We start from the raw sequence: 24069 nt of genomic DNA on the forward strand, positions 1-24069 counted from the left end.
GCTATGGCTAGCCAGGACTGGTTCGACAAGGACTTCTACAAGGTACTCGGGGTGTCCAAGGACGTCTCCGACGCCGAGCTGAAGAAGGTTTACCGCAAGCTCGCGCGCAAGTATCACCCGGATTCCAACCCGGGCGATGCCGCCAGCGAGGCCAAGTTCAAGGAGATCAGCGAGGCCTACTCGGTGCTCAACGACTCCGAGCAGCGGGCCGAGTATGACCAGATGCGCGCCATGGGTGCCGGGGCGCGGTTCACCGCTCCCGGCGGTGGCCGTGCCGGCGGCGGGTTTGAGGATGTCTTCGGCGGTCGTGGCGGCCAGCAGGGCGGGTTCGAGGACCTGTTCAGTGGCATGTTCGGCGGCGGCGGTTTCGGCCAGACCAGCGGAGGATTCCGCGGGTTTGGCGGGCCGACCCCGGGTCAGGACGTGACCGCATCCACCACGATCGACTTCATTACCGCGGTGCAGGGTGAGACCATCACCCTGCAGACCGGCGAGGGTCGCACCATCAAGGTGAAGATCCCCGCGGGTGTGTCCGATGGGAAGAAGATTCGGGTGCGGGGCAAGGGCCGTCCCTCTCAGGACGGCGGTGCCCCCGGCGACCTGGTGCTGACCGTGCACGTGCGTAAGCACCCGGTGTTTGAGCGCGACGGCAACAACCTGCGCGTGACCGTCCCGGTGACCTTCGTCGAGGCCACGCTCGGTGCCACCATCGAGGTTCCCACCCTGGGTGGGGATCCGGTGAAGCTCCGGGTTGCGCCGGGTACCCCCTCGGGTCGGATCCTTCGGGTCAAGGGCCGCGGGGTTGCCACCGGATCGGGCACGGGCGACCTGCTCGCGATCGTTCAGGTGGCCGTTCCGGCCCACCTGAGCGCCGAGGCGACCGAGGCCCTCAAGGCGTTCCACTCCGTGGAGCCGAACGAAAACCCGCGCGCGGACCTGATCGCTCGGGCTCGCGGCTAACACCCACCCCGAACGTGAGGCCGGTGCCCTTTCCGGCATCGGCCTCACGTTTATCACCCCGCACGGGTATCCTGTGGGGCAACCGCACGGAAGGAATCGACATGGATGAGCACTCCCCGGTGTTTGCCATCGCGATGGCCGCCGAGCTTGCGGGCATGCACCCGCAGACCCTGCGTCAGTACGACCGCATCGGGCTGGTGAGCCCGAGACGCACGGCGGGGAAGTCTCGTCGCTATTCGATGCGCGATATTGCGCAGCTCAAGACCGTCTCCCGGCTGAGCAATGAGGGTGTGAGTCTCGAGGGCATCGCCCGGCTGCTGAGCCTGGAAAACCAGGTGGATGCGCTGACCCGTCGGGTGCGCGAGCTGGAGAGCGCGCTGGCCAACGAGATGCTGAAGAGCCCGGGTCGCCGCGTGTTTGCGGCCGGGCAGGCGGGGGACGTGATTAGCCTACGTAACGGCGTGCGCACCCAGCGTCGCACCGAGCTCGTGGTGTGGCGTCCGGATGCGGCCTTCTTCGCCGAGGATGAGGACATCGAGGACTCCGAGGGCGATCTCGACGAGGACTTCGAGGGTGAGTTTCCCGCCGGTCCCGCACGTAACTAGGGCTCTCCCGCGGACCGCCCACCCCCAAACGGGTCGGTGGTCAGGCCCCGCGCGAGTAGTGTTGTGGGGTGAGTGAATCCCCTGCCCCCGCGTCCAGCCCCTTCGATTTTTCCGCCCTGCGCCGTCACCCCGACGTGGAGGGTGACAACCTGCATGCGGTCGATGCGACGGACCGGCTGATCCTGGACGAGGCCGCCTCGACTCTCGACGCGCTCTCGGGCGAACACGTGGTGGTCATCGGCGACCACTATGGTGCCCTCACCCTGGGCGCGATCGCCACCCATAACCTGACCGGCGTGCGGGTCTTCCAGGACTCGCTGATCTCCGAGCGCGCGCTGGCCGAAAATGCCGAGCGCAGCGGCCACACGGATGCCTTTACCTCGCTGCCGCTGGGGGCCGAACTGCTGACCGGAGCCAAGCTTGTTCTGGTGCAGCTTCCGCGTCAGATCGCGGCTCTGGACGAGATTTCGCGCCTGATCGCTATCCATGCCGACCCCGAGGTGATCGTCGTCTCCGGCGGCCGGATCAAGCATCTGAGCCCGTCGATGAACACGGTTCTGGGGGAGTCCTTCACCGAGGTGCGGGCCTCGCTGGCGCGTCAGAAGTCGCGGCTGCTGATCGCCTCCGGATCGCGCGCCGTCGAGGCTCGGGTGCCCGCCCGCGCCGAGATCCCCGAGCTGGAGCTGACCGTGTGCTCGGGATCGCAGACCTTCGCCGGTGCGAGCCTCGATATCGGTACCCGGGAGCTGCTGAAGTTCCTGCCCAAGTACGCCCGTTGGGCGAAGGTGGCGGTGGATCTGGGCAGCGGAACCGGCATCGTGGCCTCCGCGGTGGCCAAGGCGCGCCCGGACATCCAGGTCATTGCGACGGATATTTCAGCCGATGCGGTGGCCGCGACGCGGGCAACCGCCAAGGCCAACGGGGTGGCCGACCGGGTCGAGGCTCGTCGCGACATCGGCCTGTCCCAGCAGCCCGACGCGAGCGTCGACCTGGTGCTGCTCAACCCGCCCTTCCACACCGGCGCGACCGTGCACGCGGGGCTGGCCGAGGCCCTGTTCCGCGAGGCTGCCCGGGTCCTGCGTCCCGGCGGCGAGCTGTGGACCGTCTACAACACGCACCTGGGTTACCGGGGCGCGCTGGGCCGGATCGTCGGTCCCACCAACCAGCGTCTGCGCACCACCAAGTTCACGGTGACCCTGTCCGTCAAGGCGGAGGCTCCGGCAAGCTAGCGCCGGCCCGGGCTCGCTCCCCCGTGCTCGACCCGCGTGCTTTTGGACAGGTTAGATCCAGCCGTTGTCCCAGGCGATCGCCGCCGCCTGGACGCGGGATTCGGCGTTGAGCTTGAGCATCGCCGCCGAGGTGTGGTTGCGCACGGTTCCGTGGGCCAGGTGCAGCTGCTTGGCCACGAGCTTGGTGGGTAGGCCCTCACGGGTCAGCCGCAGCACGTCGCGCTCACGGGCGGTGAGCGGGTTTTCGTCCTCGGTGAGGGCCGCGGCGGCCAGGTCGCGGTCGATATAGCGTTCCCCGCGGGCGACCGCGCGGATGATCTGCGCGAGCTCGGATGCCGGGGTGGACTTGGGCACGAACCCGGCGATCCCCGCCGACAGGGCACGCTTGAGTGTTCCCGGACGCGCGTGCCGGGTGACCAGCACGATCCGGGTGTCGAGGGTTCGTCGAATCTGGGTGGCCGCATCCACGCCATCCAGCACGGGCATCTCCAGATCCAGGAGGACCACGTCGGGGCGGTGCTCGGCGGCCGCGGTGACCGCCGCGCCGCCGTCGGAAACATCGGCGATCACTTCGAGATCGGGTTCCAGGCTGAGGAGCGCAACCAGGGCACCGCGAATGAGTTCCTCATCGTCGGCGATCAGCAGTCGCAGCGGCTCGGGCGTCGATGGTGCCGTGCTCATGACTGCTCCCTCGCGGATGAGATGCTGCCGGGCACACGCACGGTCAGGGTGAAGGTTCCATTCTGCCGCTCGCCGGTCACGGTTCCGCCGATTGCGGCGGCGCGTTCCCCAAGCCCCGCCAACCCGGTGCCCGCATTCTCCTGCCGGCGTCCAGTGGCCCCGTCGTTTTCCACGGTGAGCAGGAAGCCTCCTCCCGCCTCGGCGAGGGTGATCGCGGCGCGGGTGGGGTGGGCATGACGCAGCAAGTTGGTGGTGGCCTCGCGGATCGCCAGGGCCAGGACCGTGCCGATATCCGCCGGGATCGTCGCCTCGGTAATCGAGACCGTGCAGTCGATCCCCGCCGAGGCCAGCACCGAGGCGGCACCGCGTGCCTCGACGGCCACGGTGACCGTGCGGTAGTTGTTCACGACCGCGCGGGTGTCCTCCAGCGCGGCGCGGCTGATGGTGCGAATCGCCGACAGCTCGGCGGCGGCGGCGGCGGGATCTCGCTCCAGGAGGCGTTCGGCGAGCTCGCTCTTGAGCGCGATGACCTGCAGGTTGTGTCCCTGAATATCGTGCAGGTCGGTGGCGAAGCGCAGGCGTTCGCGGGCGATGGCTAGGTCCGATGCCATGCGGCGGGCCCGATCCATCCGCTCCAGCACGCGCAGGCTCCAGATCAGCGAGGCGTAGGTGAGGGGGAGCAGCACGAGACCCATGCTGAGCAGGATGAGCAGGGTGATATCCGAGAGTGTGGCGCGAACATCCACCGGGCGACCGGCGATCACGGCACCGAGCGCAAAGATGCCCACCAGCAGGACCACGCTGCCCAGGAAGACCCAGAACCGGGCCGCCACCGGCACCAGACACAGCACCATTCCGGTGGCCACGGTCAGGGTGAGTGCCCAGTTCCAGGCGACCACCGAGGAGGATGCTCCGATCACCCAGGTGGCGATGGCCGAGACCATGAGCGCGATCGGCAGCGGACGCAGAACCCCGCCCGGGGCGGTGACCTGCGCCATCTCGCGGATCACCCGAGAAACCAGCGCGCAGGCGAGCGCCGTGGTGATGATGGTGAGGGCGGAGAGGGCCAGCATCCGCTGCGGTTCGGTGTGTGGATCGGCGAGCACCAACTGCATGAGGCCAAAGCTGAAGTTCACAAACCAGAGGCTCCAGGCCGTGTAGCGGCGTCCGCGCACCAGGTCGGTCACCCCGCGGGGCGCGGCGGTCTCGGCCGGATCGAGGGATCCCGGGCGCGGAGCGGACACGGCTGACATGACCCCAGCCTAGCGAGCGCCGCGTGCCGGGGGCAGGGGGGGCACGAAGAACCGTGACATGTGTCACGGATAGGGGTGACACCGTGCAACTGCCGCCCGCGGGCCGGGGCCGACAGACTGAAGACATCAGCGGAAAACCCACACCGGGACCCGCAGGAAGCACGGGTACATCATGAAGAAGATCATCAAGGTTCCACTCATCGTCATCGGGTCGATTGCGGCCCTGATCGCCGCCGGCCTCGGCACCACCACCGTGGTCAACGCGGTGGCCAGCCAGCGTGAAATGGGCAGCCTGGAGCACTACGGCCAGCTGGTCGAGGTGGACGGGAAAAAGATGAACGTACTCGTGCAGGGCGATGGTCCCGAAACCATCGTTATGCTGCCGGGCCTCGGTACCGGGGCACCGGCCGTGGACTTCGCCCCGGTCATCGACAAGCTCTCACCCACCTACCGGGTCGTCGCGGTCGAGCCGCTGGGATACGGGCTGAGCGATGACACCGATGTGCCGCGCACCAGCGACAACATCGTGAAGGAGGTCCACACGGCCCTCGCCGAGCTGGGCGTCACGAAGTACACGCTGATGGGTCATTCGATTGCCGGCATCTACGCGCTGGACTACGTGAGCACCTACCCGAGTGAGGTCACCGCGTTTGTGGGCATCGATTCGAGTGTGCCCAACCAGCCCGGGTCCGAGAGCATCCAGGGTCTCGAAGACGTGCGTGGTCTGAAGTCGCTGGGACTGATGCGGGTGCTGGACAGCCTGGCCCCGAGCATGTACGAGGGAATCGACGCCTACTCCGCCGCCCAGAAGGAGCAGATGGAGATCCTGGCACGTCACAATGCGCTGAACGACGTGGCCGTCAGCGAGACCGGGCTCACCGCCGAGAACTTCGACGCGGCCAAGAAGCAGTCCTTCCCCGCGGATCTCCCGGTGCTGCTGTTTGTCGCCAACAGCGACAACGAGGAGGTGCCCGGTTGGCTTGAGCTGCACCAGGAGCAGGCGGCGACAACCAGCCTGGGTCAGGTCATCTCGCTGAAGGGCGAGCACTACCTGCACCACACCCAGAGCGAGGCCATCGCCGCCGAGACGATCGCCTACCTCTCGGCCCACACCGCCGCACAGTAACGCCCTCCCTCCAAGAACAACGGCCCCCGCCGAAGCGGGGGCCGTTGTGCGTGGTGTCGAGCCGCGCCGAAACTAGATGCGCACGCCGCGTGCCCGCAGGAATGCTGCGGGGTCGGTGTGGTTGGCACCGACGTAGATCTTGAGGTCCAGGTGCGGGCCGGTGGCCACGCCGGTCTGGCCCATGAAACCGATGACGTCGCCGCCGTTGACCTGTGCGCCCACGCGGACGTTGAAGCCGCTGAGGTGGCCGTAGTAGGACTGGATTCCGCCGCCGTGGTCAACGATCACACGGTTACCAAAGGCATTGGCGTTGCCGGCGAAGACCACGGTTCCGGACTGAACGGCCTTGATCGGGGTGCCGCTGGCACCACCGAAGTCGAGCCCGGCGTGGAACGGTGCCGAGCAGCCCTTGGGGCACATGACCGGACGCGGACCGTAGGGCGAGGTGATGCCACCCGGTGCCGGACGCCACCAGCCCGAGCTGGACGGGGCGAAGTAGGTGCCGGTTCCGTTACCGGTCTGGGGCGGGGTCGGCGGCAGGACAACGTTTCCGCCGCCTCCGCCGGTACCCGGCTTGGGCTTATTGGCCTCGGCCTGTCGCCGTGCCTCCTCCTCGGCGGCGCGCTTGCGGGCGGCCTCCTCCTCGGCGCGCTTACGGGCTTCCTCGGCCCGGACAGCAACGCCCACGGCGTACTGCTGTTCCTCCTCCACGCGGGTGCCCTTGAGCGCGGCCAGCTGCTCGATCAGGCGGGACTGGTTGGCCTCCTGCTCGGCGACGGCGCTCTGGGCGGCGGCCGAGGCGGCGGTAGCCCGGTTCAGGGCCCCCTCGGCGTCGGCGCGAGCCTGGGTGAGGATATCGGTGGCAACGGTGGCCTGGGCGTTCAGCGTGGTGACCAGGTTGGCCGCCTGCTTGGCGCGATCCAGGGTCTCGGTGGAGCGCTCGGTGAGCTTAGTCATCGCGCCGAGCTTATAGAGGGCGTCGTCGGCGTTCTTGGGGTCGCCCAGGAGCTCCAGGGACACCGAGCTGCCGGTGCTACGACCCATCTTCGACATCAACACCGCGACCTGGCCGGCCGATTCTTCGGCGGCGGCGGTGGCGTCCTTGACCTCGGCGGCGAGGCGGTTGGAGTTGATCTCGGCCTCGGTGGCCACGGCATCGGCCGCCTGGTACTGGTCGGCGGCGATGTTGGCGGCGGCCTGGGTGTTGGCCACGTTGGTGTTGAGGTCCTTGATCAGGCCCTCCACCTTGGTGACCTCGGTGGCGGCCGTCTGTTCGTTCTGTCGGGCGCGCTGGACGTCATCCCAGCTGGGGTAGTCGGCCCCCGCGGCGTTTGCCGGGGAGGTGATCCCCAGGGTGCAGACGAGCACCCCGAGGGCGAGTAGGGCGGTGCCTACACGGCTACGAGTTCTCAAGAATCTAATCCTTCCGGCCGGTTTTCCCGCGAGTAGGCGGGCTGGCGCGCGCGACGCGCCGACAGTCGAGTACCTCCAACCTAACCCGGATTTCCCCAATTGGGGGAGGGCCTCCGGGTGTGTTTGATATTTAGTGTGGACTCATGAGTGGAAAACACCCGGCATCGAATCGGCGTTCAATCAGGGAATTCTGAGGTTTAGTTGCCCCTGACGACTGGTATCAAATCGCCGCACGATGTAAACTTGAGTCAACAAGGCTCAAGTTTGCGGGAGATGATTCCCGCCAGCACCAGGAGAAGGAGAGAACCCGTGCAACCAGGCCAGCAGCCGCCCCAGGAACAAGCAAAGAGCGCCCTTGAGCAGTACGGCGTGAACCTCACCGCGATTGCCGCGACCGGCAAGCTCGACCCGGTTATCGGCCGCGATGCCGAGATCCGCCGCGTCAGCCAGGTGCTCACCCGGCGCACCAAGAACAACCCGGTCCTGATCGGGGAGCCCGGCGTGGGTAAAACCGCCGTGGTGGAGGGGCTCGCCCAGCGCATCGTCGCCGGGGACGTGGCCGACTCCCTCAAGGGCAAGCAGCTCGTCTCCCTCGACCTGGCCGCCCTCGTGGCCGGAGCCAAGTATCGCGGCGAGTTTGAGGAGCGCCTGAAGGCGGTGCTCCAGGAAATTAACGATGCCGACGGCGAGATCATCACCTTCATCGACGAGCTGCACACCCTGATGGGTGCCGGGGCCGGCGAGGGCTCGGTCGCCGCCGCGAACATGCTCAAGCCCATGCTTGCCCGCGGTGAACTGCGCCTGATCGGTGCCACCACGCTGGATGAGTACCGGCAGTACATCGAGGCCGATGCGGCCATGGAGCGTCGTTTCCAGCAGGTGTACGTGGGGGAGCCCTCGGTGGAGGACACCATCGCGATCCTGCGCGGGCTCAAGGAACGCTATGAGGCGCACCACAAGGTGACCATCGCCGACAGTGCGCTGGTCGCGGCCGCCTCGCTCTCCAGCCGCTACATTCCCGCGCGACAGCTGCCGGATAAGGCCATCGACCTGATCGATGAGGCCGCGTCCCGGCTGCGCATGGAGATCGACTCGGCCCCGGTCGAGATCGATGAGCTGCGCCGCAGCGTGGATCGCCTCAAGCTCGAGGAGCTCGCGCTCAAGCGGGAGAAGGACGAGGCGAGCAAGCAGCGTCTGGCGGCGCTGCGCGCGGACCTGGCCGACCGCCAGGAGAAGTTGACCGACCTGCAAAGCCGGTGGGAGCTGGAACGCTCAAGCCTGAACCGCGTGGGTGAGCTCAAGGAGAAGCTTGACCGCGCCCGGATCGAGGCCGACCGCGCCCAGCGCGAGGGCAAGCTGGAGAAGGCCTCCAAGCTGCTCTACGGCGAGATTCCGGTGATCGTGCGCGAGTTGGCCGAGGCCGAGTCCTCGGAGAACACCGCGGACAAGATGGTCAACGACCAGGTGGGTGCCGACGACATCGCCGCGGTGATCGCCGCCTGGACGGGGATCCCCGTGGGCCGGCTGTTGCAGGGTGAGACCGAGAAGCTGCTCAACCTTGAGCAGGAGCTGGGCCGTCGCCTGATCGGTCAGCGCAAGGCCGTGGCCGCGGTGGCCGATGCCGTGCGGCGCAGTCGTGCCGGGGTCTCCGACCCCAACCGTCCCACCGGATCGTTCCTCTTCCTGGGCCCCACAGGCGTGGGAAAGACCGAGCTGGCCAAGGCCCTGGCCGAGTTCCTGTTTGACGACGAGAAGGCGATGGTTCGCATCGACATGAGCGAGTACGGCGAGAAGTTCGCCGTCTCGCGCCTGGTGGGCGCCCCGCCCGGATACGTCGGGTATGAGCAGGGCGGTCAGCTGACCGAGGCCGTGCGTCGTCGTCCGTATTCGGTGGTCCTGCTGGATGAGGTCGAGAAGGCGCACCCCGAGGTCTTCGACATCCTGCTGCAGGTGCTGGATGACGGGCGTCTCACCGATGGCCAGGGTCGTACCGTGGACTTCCGCAACACGATCCTGATCCTCACCTCGAACCTCGGATCCCAGGTCCTGATCGATCCGACCCTCTCCGCGGACACCAAGGAGAGCATGGTGCAGCAGGCCGTGCGGCAGGCATTCAAGCCGGAGTTTGTGAACCGGCTTGATGACATCGTGGTGTTCCAGGCGCTGAGCGAGGAGGACCTCGGCCAGATTGTCGAGCTGTACATCGACCGGCTGCAGCGCCGGTTGGCCGCACGTCGACTCGAGCTCGCGGTCACCCCGGATGCCCGGGCCTGGCTCGCCGAGCGCGGGTACGACCCGCTGTACGGTGCGCGTCCGCTGCGGCGCCTGATGCAGAAGCAGATCGATGATCGCCTGGCGACCGCGCTGCTCGCGGGCGGCGTACGCGACGGGGACACCGTGGTGGTAGACCTCGCCGCCGACGGGGAGAGTCTGGCCATTCGCAGCGGCGAGTAGCCCATTTCGCGCGATGGCCTCGGGGCATAACCCGGGGCCATTGCGCGTTAGCTTGGGCGCAGGTATACGCTCGAAGCCGTGGGCCGCTTGGTCCCGGGAAGGAATTTAGGACATGCAGGAAATTACAGTCACCGAATTGGCCGCCCTGAACCCCGGAGTCGCCCTGATCGACGTGCGCGAGCCCGAGGAGCACGCCGGTGGCGTGGCACCCGAGGCGACCCTGCTGCCGATGAGCACCTTCATGGAGCGCGAGGGCGAACTCCCCGAAGCCGAGACGCTGTACCTGATCTGCGCCGGTGGTGTGCGCAGCGCCCGCGTCGGTGCCTACCTCGAACAGAAGGGCCTGAACGTGGTCAACGTCGAGGGTGGGATGAACGCCTGGGCTCAGGCCGGGCTGCCGATCGTGGCTCCGAGGTCCTAGGGCGCACGCCTAAGCGGGCGTCCGGCCAGGGTTTCCAGCCACGGTCTGACAGGGCGTTGTTGGGCGGGATATGCCGGGGTAGACCTGAAGCAGGCGTCAGTTGGTGGTCATCCCGACCCCACGCGCCCGCTCAGAAAAGGACCCAGCCCATGCGAATCGGAAATCTTGATGGCCGACTGGTCATCGTCCAGGACAACCGAGCAATCGATGTCGAGACCGTAAGCGCCGGACGTTTCTCGGCCCGTATCGACAGGATCTACCCGCGCTGGGGTGAGTTTCACACCTGGGCGTCGACCCGTGACCTGTCCGCATCCGGTGTCCACTTTGATCCCGCTGACCTCGGGGCACCGGTGTCTACACCACGGCAGATCATCGCCCTGGGCCTGAACTATCGCGAGCACGCGGCGGAGACCGGCTTCGGGCTTCCCGAGGGTCTGCCGCCCGTGTTTACTAAGTTTGCCAGCGCCATAACGGGGCCCGAGAGCACGGTGGTGTTGCCCGTCGGGAATGTCGACTGGGAGGTGGAACTCGCGGTGGTCATCTCTCGTGCGGCGCACCACATCGGTGCGGAAGAGGCGTGGTCACACGTGGCCGGGCTGACCGTCGCTCAGGACCTGTCCGAACGGATCTTGCAGATGTCCGGGCCGTCACCCCAGTTCAGCCTGGGGAAGTCCTATCCGGGGTTTTTGCCGATGGGTCCGACCCTGGTGACCCCCGACGAGCTCCCCCATCCGGACGCTCTCCGGCTGCAGTCGGCGGTGAATGGTGAGGTGGTACAGGACGGAAACACCCGTGATCTGATCGTGCCGGTAGCCGAGTCCATCGCGCGGCTTTCCGACGTTATTACGCTCTACCCCGGCGACGTGATCCTGACCGGCACCCCGGCCGGAGTCGGGATGGGGCGCAGCCCCCAACGCTATTTGACCGTGGGGGATGAACTGGTCAGCACGATCGAGGGACTCGGTACCATTCGGCAGCGCTTTATCGCCGGTCCTGCTCTCTAGGCACCGTCATCCGCCGTGTAACGCGCGCCAAAACGCCCCCGCGATTCAACGATCACGGGGGCGTTTGCGTGCGTGGTTACGGCAGGGTGTGACCGGCCGCGGTGAACAGGCGGTACCACTCCTCGCGGGTCAGCGGGAGGTCGGAGCCGGCGGCGGCCTCGGCCACGCGGCCCGGGTTGGTGGTGCCCAGAACCACCTGGATGTTCGCCGGGTGACGGGTGATCCAGGCGGTGGCGATCGCGGTGGGCGTCACGCCGTACTTGGCGGCCAGCTCGTCCAGGACATCGTTCAGCGGGCCAAAGGCCTCGCGGTCACCGAGGAAGACGCCGTCGAAGAACACCTTCTGGAACGGCGACCAGGCCTGCAGGGTGATGTCGTTCAGGCGGGCGTAGTCGAGCAGGCCGTTGTCGCGGCTAATCGACTGGTCCAGGCCCGCCATGTTGGCGGCGATGCCCGAGGCGATCAGCGGGGCATGGGTGATGCTCAGCTGCACCTGGTTGACGATCAGCGGCTGCTCCACGTACTTCTTCAGCAGCTCGATCTGCCCCGGAGTGTGGTTAGACACACCGAAGTTCCGGACCAGGCCCTGCTCGTGCAGCTCGGCGAAGGCCGAGGCCACCTCCTCGGGCTCGACCAGGGTGTCGGGGCGGTGCAGCAGGAAGACGTCGAGGTAGTCGGTCTTCAGCGCAACCAGCGCCTCACGGGCGGTGGTGAGGATGTGCTCGCGGGAGAAGTCGAAGTAGCCCGGGCGGATGCCCACCTTGGACTGGATGATGACGTTTTCGCGCTCGGCGGCGGTGAAGGTCACCGCGTTACCAAAACGCTCCTCACACGCGTGGCGGGCGCCACCGTAGATGTCGGCGTGGTCAAACACGTTGACGCCGGCGTCAATCGCGGAACCCACCAGCGTGCGGATGTCCTGGTCGCTCAGCTCGGCGATGCGCATGAGCCCAAGAATGATGTTGGAAGCCTGGAGGTTGCTCTGGGGAAGGGGGAGAATCTTCATCCCCCTATTCAAGCGCATCTCGGGCGCGTCGCACAGCACACGCCGAGGCTTTTCCGGGGAAATTTCCCCGCGGTTAACGCGGAACGCCACGGACACGATGAACCCATTCTTCGTGTCCGTGGCGTTTCTTCGGAGTTAGCTCACCGGGGTGAGCAGCGGTTTATCCACCACCGCTGGGGCGTCGATACGTTCGGCCTCGGTGCGTGCAGGCTGAGTGTTCAGGTCCAGGTCCGCCTCGAGTCCGGCAAGACCCTGCCGGACAAACCCGAGGTGGAGCAGACTGATCCGGAAGCGCAGCACGGCCAAACCGACCGTGCAGGCCTTCCAGAATCGACGCCGACGTGTCATCGGCGACCTAGTCGTTGACAACAACGATCTCGGTGAGGGGCTTGCGCTCGCGCGGAGCCACCTCACGGGACTGCAGGAACTCGTCCTCGAGGATCTCCGGGGCGGCGAGCTCTCCAATGGCGGAAACGGTGAAGGGAACCTGGCCCTCCTCCAGGCCGAACGACGACACCAGCGCTGCCGGGTCAAAGCCCGCCATCTGGTGCACAAACAGACCGTCTTCGTGAGCCTGAACGCTCAGGTGGGCAACGGCCTGACCGAGGTCGTAGATGGCCCAGGGCTGTTCGCCACCCTCTTCGTTCTTGGTGTTCGCCACGGCCACCAGCAGGACGCTGGCGCGGTGAGCCCAGGCCTGGTTGAAGCCGACCAGTGCGTCGACAACCTTCTGGAAGGACTCGGTGCCGCGACGGGCGACGATGAAGCGCCAGGGCTGGCTGTTGTTGGCGCTCGGCGACCAGCGGGCGGCCTCGAGGGCCGAGGTGAGCTTGGTCTCATCGATCGTGGTGTCGGCGATGTAGGCGCGCGGGCTCCAACGCTGTGCCAGCACGCTGTTGATCGGAGCGGAGGTTTCGGCGTGACGTGAGGTGTCGGTGATGGTCATGGGAGGTCCTTTCGGGCGTCTGAGCTGCCGCATGCGGGAATGGAACCCGCGGAACGATGGTTATTATGTGCGACGTGCGGCGCGATTCCGCGGGGCACGTGTAGCTGTAACCGCACATCCCCGGACCGATATTCCCCGGATGACGAAAAAAGTTGCATAAGATTTACGAAGAGTCTCTATCCCCCCTAGAGATTTCGAGATGAGGCCTCCATTCAGGCTTCGAGCCGGAAGGAAAATCATGTCGGCGGAAACCGAAGCTCGCCCCCTGCGGGCCACCGCGCGGCGTTCGGGACGCTGGTGGAAGATTGAAATTCCCGAGCTCGACACCTCGGGCCAATCGCCCACCGTGCGGGACATCCCGGAAATCGCGGCCGAGATCGCCAGCGAGTGTTTGGCCGTGGCGCCCGACCGGGTGATCGTGGACACCGCGATCGAGCTCCCCGGCGACGCCGAAGCACTGTGGGCCGCGGCAGCCGTCCAGGAGGAGGCGGGCCGTGCGGCGCTAACCGAGGCCGCCCGCCTGCGCCGCGAAACGATCCGCGCGCTCGCCGACCAGGGCCTGCGCCAGGCCGATATCGCGCGCCTGCTCCGGTTGACCCCGCAGCGCATCAATCAGCTGATGACCACCGAGGGCAACGGCTGCCCGACCGAGGCCGAGGCGGGAACCTGCCCGACGGAGATTGATTAGCGCTCGGCGAAGATTGCGGCGATGCGGGCGGGGACCGTGTCGTCCTGGAGGCTGGTGACGTCGCCGAGCGGGCGGGCGTCGGCGATGTCCACCAGGAGGCGGCGCATGATCTTGCCCGAGCGGGTCTTGGGCAGGTCGGGGACCAGGACGATCTCGCGCGGCTTGGCCACCGCGCCGATCTGCGCGCGGATGTGCTCCTGCAGCTCGCGGGTCACCTCGGCCGACTTGGCCGCCCAGGCGGCGGGATCCTCCTCGGCCGGACGATCATGGGACGGGATGATGAACGCGGCAATCGCCTGCCCGGTTACCGGATCGGCGATGCCCACCACCCCGGCCTCGGCCACGTGCGGGTGGGAAACCAGGGCACTCTCGATCTCGATCGTGGACAGGCGGTGCCCGGACACGTTGATCACATCGTCCACGCGGCCCAGGACCCAGATGTCGCCATCCTCATCCCACTTGGCCCCGTCGCCGGAGAAGAAGTAGCCGCGGTCGGCGAAGCGCTCCCAGTAGGCGTCGCGGTAGCGTTCGGGGTTGCCCCAGACGGTGCGGGCCAGCGAGGGACCCGGGCGATCCACCACCAGGTATCCGCCCGAGCCAAAGGGCACGCGCTCGCCGTGCTCATCCACGATGATCGCGCTGAGTCCGGGCAGCGCGCGGGTCGCCGAGCCGGGCTTGAGGGTGCTCACGCCGGGCAGCGGTGCCAGCACCGCGGAGCCGGTTTCGGACTGCCACCAGGTGTCGATGATCGGCAGCTCATCCCGGCCGAAGTTGTGCCGGAACCACACCCAGGCCTCGGGGTTGATCGCCTCGCCCACGGTGCCGAGCAGCCGCAGACTGGAGAGGTCGTAGGTGTCCGGCAGGCCCTCGGGGAACCAGCTGGCGAGCGTGCGAATCAGCGTGGGTGCCGTGTAGTAGGTCGTGACGCCGTAGCGCTCGATGATCTCCAGGTGCCGCGCGGGATGCGGGGTGTTCGGGGTGCCCTCGTAGATGACCTGGCTCAGCCCGTTGGAGAGCGGGCCGTAGATCTCGTACGTGTGTGCGGTGACCCAGGCGAGGTCGGCGGTGCACCAGTGCACGTCGCTGTCCTTCGCATCAAACACTGCCCAGTGGGTGAAGGATGCCTGGGTCAGGTACCCGCCCGAGGTGTGGACCAGGCCCTTGGGCTTGCCGGTGGTGCCCGAGGTGTAGATGATGAACAGCGGGTTCTCGGCGTCAAAGAACTCGGGCTCGTGAATGTCGGCGGCCCGGTCCACGCTCTCGTGCCACCAGACATCGCGGCCCTCGGTCCAGTCAATCTCCGAACCGGTGCGGCGGACCACGAGGACGTGCTCGATGCTGTCCACGCCCTCGACCGCGGCATCCGCGTTGGCCTTGACCGGGACCGCGGTGCCGCGACGGTACTGCCCGTCGGTGGTGATCAGCAGCTTGGCCCGGGTGTCCTCGACCCGGAATCGCAGCGCCTCGGCACTGAAGCCGCCAAACACCAGCGAGTGGATCGCGCCGATGCGCGCCACGGCCAGGGTCGCGATGATGGTTTCCGGGATGACCGGCAGATAGATGACCACGCGGTCGCCCCGTCCGATGCCCAGCTCGGTCAGCGCGTTGGCCGCGCGAGAAACCTCGCGCTGTAGCTCGGCATAGCTGATCGCGCGGCGATCCCCGGGCTCACCCTCAAAGTAGAGCGCAATCTTCTCGCCGCGGCCGGCGGCCACATGGCGGTCCACACAGTTCACCGCGACGTTCAGCGTGCCCCCGGCAAACCAGGTGGTCTCCGGCACCGAGAGGGTCCCGTCCTCCTGCACGGTTGCGGGCTTCCAGGTGTGCACGGTGTCCCAGGGGCGTGCCCAGTCCAGGCGCGCCGCCTGCTCGGCCCAGAACGCATCGGGGTCGGCATCCGCCCGCTCAAACCAGCTCGCGTCCACGTTGGCCGAGGCCGCGAGATGCGCGGGGGCCGGGAAGGCGCGGGTCTCGGCCAACAGCGCGGCCAGCGCGGGCTCGGTGGCCGACAGCACCGGACCGGCGGGAGCGCTCACGGGCTCGGTGCCCGCAGCCAGGGCGGGCGCGGGGGAGGACAGAACGGCGGGGATCGTGGGCAAGGAGGACATGTCTTTAGGGTAGGCACCGCACTCGCCGCGCGCCGATCCGCGCGTAACCGGCCGTAATGCGGGTGGGCGTACGGAATGTGCAAGGATGCGGGACAGGAGCCGCCTCCCCGGCTTAGACTCGGCGGTATGAGTACACAACCGGTCACCATTGCCGTGAGCGGCGCGGGCGGAAACATCGGCTACGCGCTTCTCTTCCGTCTCGCCGCGGGCGATCTGCTCGGCCCGGATACCCCGGTCCGACTGCGCCTCCTGGAGATCCCGGCTGGCGAAGCCGCCGCCGAGGGGACGAAGCTGGAACTGATCGACGGGGCCTTCCCGCTGCTGGATCGGGTCAGCGTCCACACCGATGCCGCCGAGGCGTTTGCCGACGCCAACATCGTGTTCCTGGTGGGCGCGCGGCCGCGCACCGCCGGCATGGAACGCGCCGACCTGCTGGAGGCCAACGCGGGTATCTTCGGTCCGCAGGGTCGGGCGATCAACGATCACGCCGCCGCGGACGTGCGGGTCATCGTGGTGGGAAACCCCGCCAACACCAACGCGCTGATCGCCCAGCGCAACGCCCCCGATTTGCCCGCCGAACGCTTTACCGCGCTCACCCGGCTGGACCACAACCGGGCGGTGGGGATCCTGGCCGTCGAGGCCGGCGTCCCGGTCCCCGAGGTCACCGGGATCACCGTGTGGGGAAACCACTCGCCCACCCAGTATCCCGACCTCAGCCAGGCCAGCATCGGCGAGGTGGCCGCGCTCGCCGCGGTGGACGTGGACTGGGCGCGCGGCGCGTATATCGAACGGGTGGCCAAGCGCGGGGCCGAAATCATCGCCGCACGTGGATCCTCTTCGGCCGCCTCCGCGGCATCGGCGGCGATCGATCACATGCGGGACTGGGTGCTCGGCACCCCCGGGGATGCCTGGACCAGTGTGGCCCTGGTGTCCGATGGGTCCTACGGGGTCCCGGCCGGGTTGATCTCCTCATTCCCGGCCCAGTCCATCGAGGGACGCTGGGCGATCGTCCCGGACATCGACATCGACGAGTTCTCGCGGGCCAAGATCGACGCCTCGGTGGCCGAGCTGATCGCCGAGCGCGATGCGGTGGCGGCGCTCGGGCTGCTGCCGGACTAGGCCATCCCGATCCGGCGCGGGACGATCCGGCGCGCGCCGAGAAAGACGGCCACGCGGATCGCTTCCGGAGTTCACCATCAGAGCTCCCCGGGCACACCAAAAACGCGGCCGCGTCCGCGCGGATCGCAACCGAGATTGCCCGGGACATCGAAAACACGGCGGCGGCCGGGAGGGTTTCCTCCCGGCCGCCGCCGTGTGTGTGTGGGGTGAGACTAGGCTGCGTCCGCCTGCGAGCGACGACGACGCACCAGACCGAGCGCCGCGGCGCCGATCAGCAGCAGGATGCCGCCGGCAACGCCGAGGCCCAGCGCGCCATCGGCGCCGGTGGAGGCCAGGGCTGCCGGGGTACCGGCGGCGACCGGGTGGGCCGCGGTGACGGCCACGGCGATCACGGCCACCGACTTCGAGGTCTGACCCTGGAAGACGATGTGGTGCTCACCCGCGGGCAGCTTGGAGAGGTCGGCACCCGCGACCACGACGGCACCGTCCACAACCGGGAAGCTACCGAGCAGGGTCGGGGTCGAGTACGCGTAGACATCCACAAACGCGTCGTTTGCGCTCCACGGCAGGGTTGCGGTGAAGGGCGCGAGCGGGTTGAGCCTGGTCAGGTCGACGCCCGGGGGCGCCTGCACCGAGGCGGTGGTGGCGGCGACGTTTAGGCCGAGGTCCTTGACCAGGTTCAGCAGCGCGTTGGTGTTACCCGCCGGGGCCGGGGCCGGAGCGGCCGGGGTCTCGGTGGGCTTGGGTGCCTGGCTCGGCTGGGTGCTGGGCGTCGGGGTCGGAGTCGGGGTCGGGGTCGGGGTGGGCTCCGGGGTGGGCTCAACGGTCGGCTCTACCGTCGGCTCTACCGTCGGGGTCGGGGTGGGCTCCGGCGTGGTGACCGGTGCCTCAACCGTGACACCCGGCAGCAGGTCCGCGGCGACGATCGCCCGCGGCTGGGCGAGCGCCAGGGTGGCGTCGGCGGCCACGGTGACGGCCGAGGTATCGAGCACCAGGATGCCCGCCTTGTCCGAGACCGGTGCGGGTGCGGTGCCCACGGTAATCGCACCGAGAGCAACCGGGCCGCCCTGCGCGCCGGTCACCTTGGCGGTGTTGCCGGAGTCGCCGAACTGCACGTTGTAGGCGTTGTCGGTGAAGGCGTTGGCCGCGCCCACGAAGCTCACGTTATCGATGTTGTCGGTGGTGTTCTGCGAGCTCTGGGTATAGAACGCGATGCCGGCCCAGCCGTTGTGCTGTGCCTGAACGTTGCTGATGGTGATGTCACCGGAGATGACTGGGCTGGTCGGGGTGTAGCGGTTGGTGATCGCGATCCCGTTCTTGCCGAACTCACGCACCCCGATGTCCTCGAGGGTCAGCCCGCGGGCACCGTTGGCGTCGATGCCGGTGGCGTTGGGGCGCGCGGCATCCGAGTCGGCACCGGTGATCGAGAGGTGCTTGAGGGCAACATCGCTCACGTTGGTCAGGTCGATGGTCTTCGAGGACCCGGCCGAGCGGATCTCGGTGCCGCGGCCGGCGGCACCCTCGATGGTCACCGCCTTGCTGATGCGCAGATCCTCGTGGAACGTACCCGCGGCCAGCTGGAGCGTGGCTCCGGCCGGGGCGGCGTTCAGCGCCGCCTGGATCGAATCACCCGCGGCCACGGTGATGGTGTCGGAGGGGAGTGCCTGGGCTGTGAGCGGTGCCGCGAGCAGCAGCGCCGCGGCACCCAGGGTGGCGGCCGGCGCAAATGCGCGCAGGGGCCGCCGATTAACGGGGGAGGTCATGGTTATCCGTTCGTTGGGGGAAGAGCCCCGGGTATTCCCGTCCCGGCGCTCCTACCCCCAATGAATACTCCCAATCCGTTGCCGTGTCAATACGCCTCGTAGCATTCGGTGACGGGCGGGTAAACACCGTGTTTCCACGGCGTAACGGGCCTAGTTCTCGGCCTTACCGATCCGCCAGTATCCCATGAAGGCGACCCGTCGACGATCCACTCCCTGGGCGGTGACCAGGGTGCGACGCAGCTGCTTAATCACGCCCGATTCGCCGGCCAGCCACGCATAGAACTCGCCCGAGTCCTCATCGGTGGGAGTCTCCCAGAGAATGTCGGTGTCGACGTCCACATCGGCGAGCTTCTGCGCGCGGGGAGCCCGGGCGGCCGCGATCAGCTCGCCGTGTCCGGCGATCCACTCATCCATCGTCCGGATCAGGCCCGCGCCGTGCTCGGCACCCTCGCGTGCGATTAGCGTCACGGTGACGCCCGCTGGATGCTCCAGTTCGAGGGCATCCGCTGCGGTGGGAACCTCGATCAGCGCGTCACCCACCGCGTCGGCGGGAAGGTCGCGCAGGATCCCGGCAATCGCGGGCAGTGCGGTCTCGTCCCCCGCCAGGAGGAGACGGGTGGCATCCCTCGGGTGCCAGTCGATGCCGATGGCGGATTCCAGACTGCGCGCATCCGGCCCCACCAGGTACACCTCGTCGCCGGGCCGCGCGGTCAACAGCCAGGTCCCGGCCGGGCCCACCTCGGAGCCCTCGGGGACCGAGTGCACCACGAAGTCCACGTCGACCTCGCCGAGTGCCGGTCGCACGTCGCGCACGGTGTAGGTGCGGAACGGAGCACGCTCCTCCTCGGGGAGGTCGCGCCAGAACTCCCACCAGGCGTTGCCGTCGAGGTTCGGCAGCGTAAACAGGGGCTGTCCGGGCAGCGGGAAGAGAATCTTGATGCGCTGATCCAGCAGGTCGGTGCCGAAGAATTGCAGCTCCTCGTCCCGGAAGGTGACCCGGGTGAAGTGCGGTGAGAGCTCGGTCACCGCCGAGACTTTGGCGGGCCAGGGGTGGTAGGCGGGGCGATCGGTGCGGACCAAAACCTGCGATTCTCCTAAGCTGAGCATTACCTAACTCTAGGCGAATCTCCGGGGAAACCCAATCCTCCGTTCCGGCCGTTTTATGCCGCGTATCCGCCATTCGGTGGAGGCGGAAAATCCGCCGGGTGAGGGACGACCCGCACGGTGTCGCCCGAATAGCCTGGGGTGACAACACGATTGGAGGGCCCATGCTGGAGATACGCGGCATCAATAAATCCTTTGCCACCCGTCAGGTGCTCACAAACATGAGCTTCACCATCGAGCCCGGCCGGATGACCGGTTTTGTGGGCGGCAATGGTGCCGGCAAAACCACGACGATGCGCATCCTGCTCGGCGTACTTGAGGCCGACAGCGGCGAGGTGCTGCTGGATGGGTCCCCGCTCTCGGAGCAGGATCGCCGCCGAATCGGGTACATGCCCGAGGAGCGCGGGCTCTACCCCAAGATGAAGGTGGCCGAGCAGATCACCTACTTCGCGCGCCTGCACGGTCTCGGTGCCGAGACCGCTAAGCGCAACACCGAGCGCCTGCTCGACCAGCTGGGGCTGGGCGAGCGCGGGGGCGACACGATCGAGAGCCTGTCGCTGGGAAACCAGCAGCGCGCGCAGATCGCCGCCGCGCTGGTGCATGATCCGCTGGCCCTCGTGCTGGATGAGCCCTTCTCGGGCCTCGACCCGCTCGCGGTGGACGTGGTCCTGGCGGTGCTCAAGGAGCGCGCAAACGCCGGGGTTCCGGTGCTGTTCTCCAGCCACCAGCTCGACATCGTTGAGCGTCTCTGCGATGACATCGTGATCATCTCCGGCGGCCAGGTCCGCGCGGTTGGCTCGGCCCAGAGCCTGCGCGACGCCCACCGTGGTAACCGTTTCAGCCTGGAGGGCGAAGCGGATGGCGGCTGGGTGCGCGAGGTTCCCGGAATCTCGGTCCTGAGCTTTGATGGCGGCCACGTCGAATTCGACGCCGACACCGCCGAGCGCGCGCAGCTGGTGCTGCGTGGTGCCCTCGACCGCGGCCCCGTGCACGCGTTCACCCCCGTTCGTCCCTCGCTCGCCCAGATCTATCGGGAGGTAGTCCAGTGAGTACCACACGCCCAGTAACCCCCGCCGCCCCCTCGGTTCTGTCCACCACCTGGCTGGTCGCCGAGCGGGAGATGACCCAGCGCCTGCGCAGCAAGGCGTTCCTGTTCTCCTCCGCCTCGCTGATCGTGCTGGTGCTGGTCGGGGTGCTGCTCAGCGGGTTTGCCGCGGGCGGCGGGTTCTCGGGTGACGAGAAGACCCGGGTGGCCGCGGCCGGTCCGGTGGCCGCGATCCTGGACGCCAAGACCTTCGAGGTGGAAAACGTCGCCAGCAACGAGGATGCCCGCGCGCTGGTGCGTGAGGGCAAGGTGGATGCGGCGGTGATCGCCGAGCAGCCGACCCAGAAAAACCCCACCGGGGTTACCGTCATCGCCCAGGAAAAGGCACCCGATGCGCTGACCAGTGCGCTGACCCTGCGTCCGCAGGTTGAGCTGCTGGGTGGCGATGGTGTGACCGGACCGCTGCGTTTCTTCATGGCGCTGGCGTTCGGACTGATCTTCATGATGTCGGCGGTGACCTTCGGCAGCGTGATCGCCCAGTCGGTAGTGGAGGAAAAGTCGACCCGGATCGTCGAGATCCTGATGTCCACGATCTCGGTGCGCGTGCTGCTTGCGGGCAAGGTGCTGGGGAACTCGCTGCTGGCCTTTGCCCAGGTAGCGGCGATCGCGGCGGTCGCAATCGTGGGCCTCTCGGCCACCGGTCAGGACGCGCTGCTGGCCGGAGTCGGTGCGCCGATTATCTGGTTTGTGGTGTTCTTCATCTTCGGATTCGTGCTGTTGGCGGCGCTGTTTGCGGGCCTCGCCTCGCTGGTGTCACGCCAGGAGGATGTGGGCTCGGCGATCACCCCGGTGACCATGCTGGTGATGATTCCCTACTTCGGGGTCGCCTTCTTCAACGACAACCCGGTGGTCATGACCGTGCTCAGCTACGTGCCCTTCTCCGCCCCGGTGGGGATGCCCGTGCGCCTGTTCTTCGGTGACGCGCAGTGGTGGGAGCCGCTGGTGGCGCTGGCGATCCTGCTGGTGTCGGTGATCCTGGTGATCCTGCTGGCCGCCCGCATCTACCGCGGATCGCTGCTGCACACCGGCGGTAAGCTCAAGCTCAGCGAGGCGCTGCGCGGCTAGGCCCGGGCGCAAGAGCGGCGGCGTTCTTTGGAACACCGCCGCTTTTGTCCTCCCGTGGCGAGCCCGGCAAAATTCGTGATTGCATAGAGGGTATGACCTCCGCACTGCACGATTCCTCCGTTCGCCACTTCGCCTCCGACAACTACGCCGGAGCCCACCCCGAGGTGCTTGAGGCGATGGCCGCCGCCAATGGTGGACACCAGTCGGCCTACGGTGACGACGTGTATACGGCGCGCCTCGGCGAGGTCATGCGTGTGCACTTTGGCGAGCGGGCGCAGGTGTTCCCGGTGTTCAACGGGACCGGCGCCAACGTGCTGAGCCTGCAGTCGGTGGTGCCGCGCTGGGGTGCCGTGATCACCGCGGCCTCCGCCCACATCAACACCGATGAGTGTGGTGCCCCCGAGCGGGTCGGCGGGCTTAAGCTGCTGCCGGTCGCGACCCCGGATGGCAAGCTGACCCCCGAGCTGATCGCCACCGAGGCCTACGGGTTCGGGGACGTACACCGAGCCGAGCCGCATGCGGTGTCGATCACCCAGTCCACCGAGTTCGGGACGCTGTACACCCCCGAGGAAATCGCCGCGATCGCCGAGTATGCCCATTCCCAGGGCCTCGCGCTGCACCTCGACGGCGCCCGGATTGCCAACGCCGCTGCCGCGCTGAACCTGCCGCTGCGCGCGTTCACCACGGATGCCGGGGTCGACGTGGTGTCCTTCGGCGGAACCAAGAACGGACTGGTCTTCGGGGAGGCCGTGGTGGTCCTGAATCCCGAGCGTGCCCACGGTGTGGACTACCTGCGCAAGATGAACATGCAGCTCGCCTCGAAGCTGCGCTTCGTCTCGGCCCAGCTGATCGCACTGCTCGAGGGCGACCTGTGGCTGCGCGGTGCCGCCCACGCGAACGCGATGGCCGCGCGCCTGCGTGCGGGTCTGGAGGCGAAGATTACCGCCGGTGAAATCACCGGGCTGTCGTTCGCCCAGGACACCCAGGTCAACGGCATCTTCGCCTCGCTGCCCGCCGCGGCCGCCGAAAAGGTGCGCGAGTCCTTCCGCTTCTACGACTGGGACGCCTCCCTCGAGCAGGTGCGCTGGATGACCGCCTTCGACACCACCGAGGCCGATGTCGACGCGTTCATCGCGGCGATCGCCGAGGCGCTGCCCGCCCGATAGCGGCGACTAAGGTTCTCAGGATCCCCGCTTCATACAAAATCCCCACCGCGTGTGGGGATTTTGTGGTTTCGGCGGCGGATGTTTTGGCCGGAACGGACCCGCGAATCGTTACGACGTTTAGGCGTCTGTTCGTTCTCCCGTGACCAGGGCGTTGCGGGCGTTGATCAGGCGGGTGTGGGCGTCGGCGAGGGTTTCGCGGGTGGAGTCCTCGGGCTGCTGGACCCATCCGTCGAATGCGGTGCGCAGGGTGAAGGTGGCCAGGTGGACGGCGATCCACGCCTCGTTTTCCCCGCCGGGGAGCGGGTAGCGGGCGGCGATTTCGCGGGCAAACACGTGGTCGTTTTCGTCCTCATAGCGCAGCGAGGCGGCGCGCAGGCTCGCATTTTCGAGCATCAGCGTGCGCACGCGGATGAGCTGGTTGCGCACGGCCCCGTCGTAGCGTTCCAGCTCCACCAGGACCGCGTGCAGGGCCGCTTCAATCTGGGGAAGCAGCGGCTTTTCGGGGGTCAGGGTGGCCAGCAGGTCGCGCATGATGGGCCCAAACACCGGCTGTCCATCCACCGCGGCCGCCTCCTTGGACGGAAAGTAGCGGAAGAAAGTACGCACCGAGATTCCGGCGGCCGCGGCGATATCGGCCACGGTTGTGTGCTCCACGCCCCGAGTCTCAAACAGGGTGAGGGCCGCGTCGCCGATCACGGCGCTGGTTTCCAGCCTGCGGCGCTCGCGCAGGTCGAGGCCGGGGGAGTCCGGGGTGGGGAAGAGTGTGGTCACGATGCTCCTTGCTTGGAATTAGCTTAGCGCAGCGTATTGGCGTCTTGCGTCAACATGGCACAGTGTGACACGGTTAACCCAC

Annotated in this window: 22 protein-coding genes; 12 read left to right on the forward strand and 10 right to left on the reverse strand. The window is 67.6% G+C overall.

Going from position 1 to position 24069, the window contains the following annotated elements; all coding sequences use genetic code 11:
* Positions 1–3: 3 nt before the first annotated feature.
* The 3 genes from IE92_RS0106660 (at position 4) to IE92_RS0106670 (ending at position 2794) form a co-directional block, all read left to right on the forward strand.
* Positions 4–960 (forward strand): DnaJ C-terminal domain-containing protein, encoded by a 957-nt coding sequence (locus IE92_RS0106660; RefSeq protein WP_030147723.1) that lies wholly within the window; start codon positions 4–6, stop codon positions 958–960.
* A 101-nt stretch (positions 961–1061) separates the two neighbouring features.
* Entirely contained in the window at positions 1062–1565 is a 504-nt protein-coding gene (locus IE92_RS0106665; RefSeq protein ID WP_081863983.1) for a heat shock protein transcriptional repressor HspR, read from the forward strand.
* A 68-nt stretch (positions 1566–1633) separates the two neighbouring features.
* A complete protein-coding gene (locus IE92_RS0106670; protein WP_051701735.1) occupies positions 1634–2794 on the forward strand; it encodes a methyltransferase in 1161 nt (386 codons plus the stop codon).
* Positions 2795–2845: 51 nt separating this feature from the next.
* Here the strand turns inward: IE92_RS0106670 and IE92_RS0106675 are convergent, their stop codons facing one another.
* Both IE92_RS0106675 and IE92_RS17230 read right to left on the reverse strand, forming a co-directional pair.
* Positions 2846–3475: a response regulator transcription factor gene (locus IE92_RS0106675; protein ID WP_030147726.1), complete on the reverse strand. Its 630-nt coding sequence runs from the start codon at positions 3473–3475 to the stop codon at positions 2846–2848.
* The gene (locus IE92_RS17230; protein ID WP_052367283.1) at positions 3472–4728 is read right to left on the reverse strand and encodes a histidine kinase; all 1257 of its coding nucleotides are present in this window, start codon (positions 4726–4728) and stop codon (positions 3472–3474) included. The genes IE92_RS0106675 and IE92_RS17230 overlap by 4 nt, the downstream gene beginning before the upstream one ends.
* 172 nt (positions 4729–4900) lie before the next feature.
* On the opposite strand from IE92_RS17230, the gene IE92_RS0106685 reads away from it, so the two are divergent.
* Entirely contained in the window at positions 4901–5854 is a 954-nt protein-coding gene (locus IE92_RS0106685; protein ID WP_030149747.1) for an alpha/beta fold hydrolase, read from the forward strand.
* Positions 5855–5926: 72 nt separating this feature from the next.
* Here IE92_RS0106685 and IE92_RS17235 read toward each other — a convergent pair whose 3' ends face one another.
* Entirely contained in the window at positions 5927–7267 is a 1341-nt protein-coding gene (locus IE92_RS17235) for a M23 family metallopeptidase (protein ID WP_156027443.1), read from the reverse strand.
* Positions 7268–7576: 309 nt separating this feature from the next.
* Between IE92_RS17235 and IE92_RS0106695 the strand changes: the two genes are divergently transcribed.
* From IE92_RS0106695 to IE92_RS0106705, 3 genes are all read left to right on the forward strand, one after another.
* The gene (locus IE92_RS0106695) at positions 7577–9721 is read left to right on the forward strand and encodes an ATP-dependent Clp protease ATP-binding subunit (protein WP_245601232.1); all 2145 of its coding nucleotides are present in this window, start codon (positions 7577–7579) and stop codon (positions 9719–9721) included.
* A 112-nt stretch (positions 9722–9833) separates the two neighbouring features.
* A complete protein-coding gene (locus IE92_RS0106700; RefSeq protein ID WP_030147731.1) occupies positions 9834–10142 on the forward strand; it encodes a rhodanese-like domain-containing protein in 309 nt (102 codons plus the stop codon).
* A gap of 149 nt (positions 10143–10291) precedes the next feature.
* Positions 10292–11146: a fumarylacetoacetate hydrolase family protein gene (locus tag IE92_RS0106705; protein WP_030147732.1), complete on the forward strand. Its 855-nt coding sequence runs from the start codon at positions 10292–10294 to the stop codon at positions 11144–11146.
* A gap of 76 nt (positions 11147–11222) precedes the next feature.
* Here the strand turns inward: IE92_RS0106705 and IE92_RS0106710 are convergent, their stop codons facing one another.
* The 3 genes from IE92_RS0106710 to IE92_RS0106720 all read right to left on the reverse strand — a co-directional run bounded on the left by IE92_RS0106710 (position 11223) and on the right by IE92_RS0106720 (position 13098).
* Entirely contained in the window at positions 11223–12152 is a 930-nt protein-coding gene (locus IE92_RS0106710) for an aldo/keto reductase (RefSeq protein WP_030147733.1), read from the reverse strand.
* A 135-nt stretch (positions 12153–12287) separates the two neighbouring features.
* On the reverse strand, positions 12288–12500 hold the full coding sequence (locus IE92_RS18255) for a hypothetical protein (RefSeq protein ID WP_156027444.1): 213 nt from the start codon (positions 12498–12500) through the stop codon (positions 12288–12290).
* Between the two features lie 7 nt (positions 12501–12507).
* Entirely contained in the window at positions 12508–13098 is a 591-nt protein-coding gene (locus IE92_RS0106720) for a nitroreductase family protein (protein WP_030147734.1), read from the reverse strand.
* A 238-nt stretch (positions 13099–13336) separates the two neighbouring features.
* On the opposite strand from IE92_RS0106720, the gene IE92_RS0106725 reads away from it, so the two are divergent.
* Entirely contained in the window at positions 13337–13786 is a 450-nt protein-coding gene (locus tag IE92_RS0106725) for a hypothetical protein (protein WP_030147735.1), read from the forward strand.
* Here IE92_RS0106725 and acs read toward each other — a convergent pair.
* Positions 13783–15894, reverse strand: coding sequence for an acetate--CoA ligase (gene acs / locus IE92_RS0106730; RefSeq protein WP_081863981.1), 2112 nt, complete (start codon positions 15892–15894; stop codon positions 13783–13785). The genes IE92_RS0106725 and acs overlap by 4 nt on opposite strands.
* 126 nt (positions 15895–16020) lie before the next feature.
* Between acs and IE92_RS0106735 the strand changes: the two genes are divergently transcribed.
* Complete coding sequence (locus IE92_RS0106735) at positions 16021–17013, forward strand: malate dehydrogenase (RefSeq protein ID WP_030147737.1); 993 nt, start codon at positions 16021–16023, stop codon at positions 17011–17013.
* Between the two features lie 212 nt (positions 17014–17225).
* On the opposite strand, the gene IE92_RS18740 is transcribed toward IE92_RS0106735, so the two are convergent.
* Together IE92_RS18740 and IE92_RS0106745 are read right to left on the reverse strand one after the other, a co-directional pair.
* Positions 17226–18776, reverse strand: a complete 1551-nt coding sequence (locus IE92_RS18740; RefSeq protein ID WP_030147738.1) for an LPXTG cell wall anchor domain-containing protein — start codon at positions 18774–18776, stop codon at positions 17226–17228.
* A 150-nt stretch (positions 18777–18926) separates the two neighbouring features.
* Positions 18927–19883 carry a siderophore-interacting protein gene (locus tag IE92_RS0106745; RefSeq protein ID WP_030147739.1) on the reverse strand — a complete coding sequence of 319 codons (957 nt, stop codon included), beginning with the start codon at positions 19881–19883 and terminating at the stop codon, positions 18927–18929.
* 161 nt (positions 19884–20044) lie between these two features.
* On the opposite strand from IE92_RS0106745, the gene IE92_RS0106750 reads away from it, so the two are divergent.
* The 3 genes from IE92_RS0106750 to IE92_RS0106760 all read left to right on the forward strand — a co-directional run bounded on the left by IE92_RS0106750 (position 20045) and on the right by IE92_RS0106760 (position 23216).
* A complete protein-coding gene (locus IE92_RS0106750) occupies positions 20045–20929 on the forward strand; it encodes an ABC transporter ATP-binding protein (RefSeq protein ID WP_030147740.1) in 885 nt (294 codons plus the stop codon).
* Positions 20926–22050: an ABC transporter permease gene (locus IE92_RS0106755; RefSeq protein ID WP_030147741.1), complete on the forward strand. Its 1125-nt coding sequence runs from the start codon at positions 20926–20928 to the stop codon at positions 22048–22050. The genes IE92_RS0106750 and IE92_RS0106755 overlap by 4 nt, the downstream gene beginning before the upstream one ends.
* Positions 22051–22142: 92 nt before the next feature.
* On the forward strand, positions 22143–23216 hold the full coding sequence (locus tag IE92_RS0106760) for a threonine aldolase family protein (protein ID WP_030147742.1): 1074 nt from the start codon (positions 22143–22145) through the stop codon (positions 23214–23216).
* Between the two features lie 117 nt (positions 23217–23333).
* Here the strand turns inward: IE92_RS0106760 and IE92_RS17240 are convergent, their stop codons facing one another.
* Positions 23334–23987, reverse strand: a complete 654-nt coding sequence (locus IE92_RS17240; protein WP_051701732.1) for a TetR family transcriptional regulator — start codon at positions 23985–23987, stop codon at positions 23334–23336.
* Positions 23988–24069: the final 82 nt, after the last annotated feature.

It is taken from the genome of Mycetocola saprophilus (genome assembly GCF_000718085.1).
Taxonomy (GTDB): domain Bacteria; phylum Actinomycetota; class Actinomycetes; order Actinomycetales; family Microbacteriaceae; genus Mycetocola; species Mycetocola saprophilus.

What these genes read in the sequence shown, in the direction of transcription:
- IE92_RS17230 (WP_052367283.1), bottom strand. Translation starts at nt 4,728, where the DNA reads ATGTCAGCCGTGTCCGCTCCGCGCCCGGGATCCCTCGATCCGGCCGAG.
- IE92_RS0106720 (WP_030147734.1), bottom strand. Translation starts at nt 13,098, where the DNA reads ATGACCATCACCGACACCTCACGTCACGCCGAAACCTCCGCTCCGATC.
- IE92_RS0106760 (WP_030147742.1), top strand. Translation starts at nt 22,143, where the DNA reads ATGACCTCCGCACTGCACGATTCCTCCGTTCGCCACTTCGCCTCCGAC.
- IE92_RS0106725 (WP_030147735.1), top strand. Translation starts at nt 13,337, where the DNA reads ATGTCGGCGGAAACCGAAGCTCGCCCCCTGCGGGCCACCGCGCGGCGT.
- IE92_RS0106675 (WP_030147726.1), bottom strand. Translation starts at nt 3,475, where the DNA reads ATGAGCACGGCACCATCGACGCCCGAGCCGCTGCGACTGCTGATCGCC.
- IE92_RS0106660 (WP_030147723.1), top strand. Translation starts at nt 4, where the DNA reads ATGGCTAGCCAGGACTGGTTCGACAAGGACTTCTACAAGGTACTCGGG.
- IE92_RS0106710 (WP_030147733.1), bottom strand. Translation starts at nt 12,152, where the DNA reads ATGAAGATTCTCCCCCTTCCCCAGAGCAACCTCCAGGCTTCCAACATC.
- acs (WP_081863981.1), bottom strand. Translation starts at nt 15,894, where the DNA reads ATGTCCTCCTTGCCCACGATCCCCGCCGTTCTGTCCTCCCCCGCGCCC.
- IE92_RS0106665 (WP_081863983.1), top strand. Translation starts at nt 1,062, where the DNA reads ATGGATGAGCACTCCCCGGTGTTTGCCATCGCGATGGCCGCCGAGCTT.
- IE92_RS0106705 (WP_030147732.1), top strand. Translation starts at nt 10,292, where the DNA reads ATGCGAATCGGAAATCTTGATGGCCGACTGGTCATCGTCCAGGACAAC.
- IE92_RS0106745 (WP_030147739.1), bottom strand. Translation starts at nt 19,883, where the DNA reads ATGCTCAGCTTAGGAGAATCGCAGGTTTTGGTCCGCACCGATCGCCCC.
- IE92_RS0106750 (WP_030147740.1), top strand. Translation starts at nt 20,045, where the DNA reads ATGCTGGAGATACGCGGCATCAATAAATCCTTTGCCACCCGTCAGGTG.
- IE92_RS0106735 (WP_030147737.1), top strand. Translation starts at nt 16,021, where the DNA reads ATGAGTACACAACCGGTCACCATTGCCGTGAGCGGCGCGGGCGGAAAC.
- IE92_RS0106685 (WP_030149747.1), top strand. Translation starts at nt 4,901, where the DNA reads ATGAAGAAGATCATCAAGGTTCCACTCATCGTCATCGGGTCGATTGCG.
- IE92_RS0106700 (WP_030147731.1), top strand. Translation starts at nt 9,834, where the DNA reads ATGCAGGAAATTACAGTCACCGAATTGGCCGCCCTGAACCCCGGAGTC.
- IE92_RS18255 (WP_156027444.1), bottom strand. Translation starts at nt 12,500, where the DNA reads ATGACACGTCGGCGTCGATTCTGGAAGGCCTGCACGGTCGGTTTGGCC.
- IE92_RS18740 (WP_030147738.1), bottom strand. Translation starts at nt 18,776, where the DNA reads ATGACCTCCCCCGTTAATCGGCGGCCCCTGCGCGCATTTGCGCCGGCC.